The 3,685-nt window shown below is 68.0% G+C and carries 3 protein-coding genes; 2 read left to right on the plus strand and 1 reads right to left on the minus strand.

The features are described 5' to 3' along the window. Positions 1-43: 43 nt before the first annotated feature. Entirely contained in the window at positions 44-1,480 is a 1,437-nt protein-coding gene (locus tag ACRX5S_RS37510) for a gamma-aminobutyraldehyde dehydrogenase (protein ID WP_436777731.1), read from the minus strand. A 258-nt stretch (positions 1,481-1,738) separates the two neighbouring features. Here ACRX5S_RS37510 and ACRX5S_RS37515 point away from each other — a divergent pair, with 258 nt between their 5' ends. Together ACRX5S_RS37515 and ACRX5S_RS37520 are read left to right on the plus strand one after the other, a co-directional pair. Beyond that, positions 1,739-2,212 carry an Lrp/AsnC family transcriptional regulator gene (locus tag ACRX5S_RS37515; protein WP_358362091.1) on the plus strand — a complete coding sequence of 158 codons (474 nt, stop codon included), beginning with the start codon at positions 1,739-1,741 and terminating at the stop codon, positions 2,210-2,212. After that, entirely contained in the window at positions 2,209-3,591 is a 1,383-nt protein-coding gene (locus ACRX5S_RS37520; protein ID WP_436777732.1) for an aspartate aminotransferase family protein, read from the plus strand. The genes ACRX5S_RS37515 and ACRX5S_RS37520 overlap by 4 nt, the downstream gene beginning before the upstream one ends. Positions 3,592-3,685: the final 94 nt, after the last annotated feature.

Consider the following 3,685-nt stretch of genomic DNA (forward strand, 5'->3'; position numbering starts at 1 on the left):
CACATGGACCGGGGCGGCGTCGCGGGCGCTTCGGCGCAGGGCGTCAGCCCTCGATGTACGACATCACGTGCTTGATGCGCGTGTAGTCCTCGAACCCGTACGCCGACAGGTCCTTGCCGTAGCCCGAGTGCTTGAACCCGCCGTGCGGCATCTCGGCGACCAGCGGGATGTGGGTGTTGATCCACACGCAGCCGAAGTCGAGCTTCTTCGCGAGGCGCATCGCGCGCGAGTGGTCCTTGGTCCACACGGAGGACGCCAGCGCGTACTCGACGCCGTTGGCGTTCTCCAGCGCCTCGGCCTCGTCCGCGAACTTCTGCACGGTGATGACCGGGCCGAAGACCTCGTTCTGGATGATCTCGTCGTCCTGGCGCAGCCCGGAGACGACGGTCGCGGCGTAGAAGAAGCCGGCGTCGCCGACCCGGTGGCCGCCCGCCTCGACCTTGGCGTGCTCGGGCAGCCGGTCGATGAAGCCGCTGACCTGCGCGAGCTGGTTGACGTTGTTGACCGGGCCGAAGTCGGCGTCCTCGACGTCGGGGCCCGCGGTCTTGAGGTTGGACGCCGCCTCCGCGAGCTTGGCCACGAACTCGTCGTGGATGCTCTCGTGCACCAGCACGCGCGTGGCGGCGGTGCAGTCCTGCCCGGCGTTGAAGTAGCCCGCGCCCGCGATGCCCTCGACGGCGCCGGGGATGTCGGCGTCCTCGAACACCAGGACGGGCGCCTTGCCGCCGAGCTCCAGGTGCACGCGCTTGAGGTCGCGCGACGCGGTCTCGGCGACCGACATGCCGGCGCGCACCGAACCGGTGATGGAGGCCATGGCAGGGGTCCTGTGCTCGACCATCAGGCGGCCGGTGTCGCGGTCGCCGCAGATCACGTTGAACACGCCGGGGGGCAGGATCTCACCCATGATCTCGGCGAGCAGCACCGTGGACTCGGGCGTGGTGTCCGACGGCTTGAGGACCACCGTGTTGCCCGCCGCGAGGGCCGGGGCGAACTTCCACACGGCCATCATCATGGGGTAGTTCCACGGCGCGACCTGGGCGCATACGCCGACCGGCTCGCGTCGGACGAAGGAGGTGTGCCCGGCCATGTACTCGCCCGCCGACTTGCCCTCCAGCAGGCGCGCGGCGCCCGCGAAGAAGCGGATCTGGTCCACCATCGGCGGGATCTCCTCGGAGGCGGTCAGGCCCCGGGGCTTGCCGGTGTTGCGACACTCCGCGGCGACCAGCTCGTCCGCGCGCTTCTCCACCGCGTCGGCGATCTTGAGAAGGGCGAGCTGGCGCTCGGAGGGCGTGGTCTCGCTCCACGACTCGAAGGCGTTGGCCGCGGCCTGCATGGCCGCGTCGATGTCCGCCTGGCGGGACAGCGGCGAGGTCGCGTACACCTCCCCGGTGGCGGGGTCGACGACGTCCAGGGTCCGCCCGTCGGCCGCGTCGACGAACTTGCCGTCGATGAAATTGCGCAGGGTCCGCAGATCGCTCATGTCCCCAGTCTCCTCTGACTTTCGCCGAAGTGGTCGTACGCCGGTCCCGGCCGCGCGGGAGGATGCCGTCACGTTGCGGTATCCGGGTGAAACTCCCGCGGGGCACACGGGGACCCCGCCGGTACCGCGCCAAGAGTAACCCCATACCTGCCGGGATCATCAGCATGGACCTGGCAAAACAACTGAATCAGTTGTACGCAAGACGAAAGTCAACGGAATCCCTTGCGCACGACCCGACAGATAAGGCAGAGTGACGCCGTGGCCAGTCGAGACAGGAACCCGGGCGGATCGCTGGACTCCGTGTCCATGGCGATCATCGAGCAGCTCCAGGAGGACGGACGCCGCTCGTACGCCGCCATCGGAAAGGCCGTGGGCCTGTCCGAGGCGGCGGTGCGCCAGCGCGTGCAGCGCCTTCTCGACCAGGGCGTCATGCAGATCGTCGCGGTCACCGACCCGCTCACGGTGGGCTTCCACCGCCAGGCGATGGTCGGCATGCGCGTCGAAGGCGACATCGAGCCGGTCGCGGACATCCTTGCGACCATGGACGAAGTGGACTACGTCGTCATCACGGCCGGCTCCTTCGACCTGATCGCGGAGCTCGTCTGCGAGGACGACGACCACCTGCTCGAAATCATCAACAAGAGGATCCGAGCGATCCCCGGAGTACGGAGCACCGAGAGCTTCGTCTACCTCAAGCTCCGGAAGCAGACCTACACATGGGGTACTCGATGACAGACCAGCTCGACAGCGCCGCCTTGTCGAAGAAGGCCTACGACCACCTGTGGATGCACTTCACCCGCATGTCGTCGTACGAGAACGCGCCCGTTCCGACGATCGTGCGCGGTGAGGGCGTCCACATCTGGGACGCCAACGGCCGCAAGTACATCGACGGCCTCTCGGGCCTGTTCGTCGTGCAGGCCGGCCACGGCCGCGCCGAGCTGGCCGAGGTGGCCCGCAAGCAGGCCGAGGAACTGGCGTTCTTCCCGGTGTGGAGCTACGCCCACCCGAAGGCCGTCGAGCTGGCCGAACGACTGGCGAACTACGCGCCCGGCGACCTCAACAAGGTCTTCTTCACCACCGGCGGCGGCGAGGCCGTCGAGTCGGCGTGGAAGCTCGCCAAGCACTACTTCAAGCTCAAGGGCATGCCCACCAAGCACAAGGTGCTCTCGCGTACGACCGCTTACCACGGCACCCCGCAGGGCGCCCTGTCGATCACCGGCCTGCCGGGTCTGAAGGCCCCGTACGAGCCCCTGGTGCCGTCCACGTTCCGCGTGCCGAACACCAACATCTACCGCGCGCCGGAGTTCCTGGCCGACTCCTCGCCGGAGGCCTTCGGCCGGTGGGCCGCCGACCAGATCGAGGTCCAGATCCTCAACGAGGGCCCCGAGACCGTCGCCGCCGTCTTCGTCGAGCCGGTGCAGAACGCGGGCGGCTGCTTCCCGCCCCCGCCCGGATACTTCCAGCGGGTCCGCGAGATCTGCGACAAGTACGACGTCCTGATGGTCTCGGACGAGGTCATCTGCGCGTTCGGCCGCCTGGGCACCATGTTCGGCTGCGAGAAGTTCGGCTACGTCCCGGACATCATCACCTGCGCCAAGGGCATGACCTCGGGCTACTCCCCGATCGGCGCGATGATCGTCTCCGACCGCCTCGCCGAGCCCTTCTACAAGGGCGAGGAGATGTTCCTGCACGGCTACACCTTCGGCGGCCACCCGGTCTCGTCGGCGGTGGCGCTGGCCAACCTCGACATCTTCGACAACGAGGGCCTCAACAAGCACGTCCTCGACAACGAGGGCGCCTTCCTGGCCACCCTTCAGAAGCTGCTCGACCTGCCGATCGTCGGCGACGTCCGCGGCAACGGGTACTTCTACGGCATCGAGCTCGTGAAGGACAAGGGCACCAAGGAGACCTTCAACGACGACGAGATCGAGCGCGTCCTGTACGGCTTCCTGTCGAAGGCGCTCTTCGACGCCGGCCTGTACTGCCGTGCCGACGACCGCGGCGACCCGGTCATCCAGCTCTCCCCGCCGCTGATCTCGGACCAGGGCACCTTCGACGAGATCGAGCAGATCCTGCGCTCGGTCCTCACCGAGGCGTGGACCAAGCTCTGATCCGCCGAGTCGCCGCGCCACGGCCCACCGGGCGACTCCCCGAGCAATACTGACAACCCTCGCGACTGTGGGGTCGGCGCGCCTCTGGCACGCC

This window comes from Yinghuangia sp. YIM S09857 (genome assembly GCF_051388915.1).
Taxonomy (GTDB): domain Bacteria; phylum Actinomycetota; class Actinomycetes; order Streptomycetales; family Streptomycetaceae; genus Yinghuangia.

What these genes read in the sequence shown, in the direction of transcription:
- ACRX5S_RS37510 (WP_436777731.1), bottom strand. Translation starts at nt 1,480, where the DNA reads ATGAGCGATCTGCGGACCCTGCGCAATTTCATCGACGGCAAGTTCGTC.
- ACRX5S_RS37520 (WP_436777732.1), top strand. Translation starts at nt 2,209, where the DNA reads ATGACAGACCAGCTCGACAGCGCCGCCTTGTCGAAGAAGGCCTACGAC.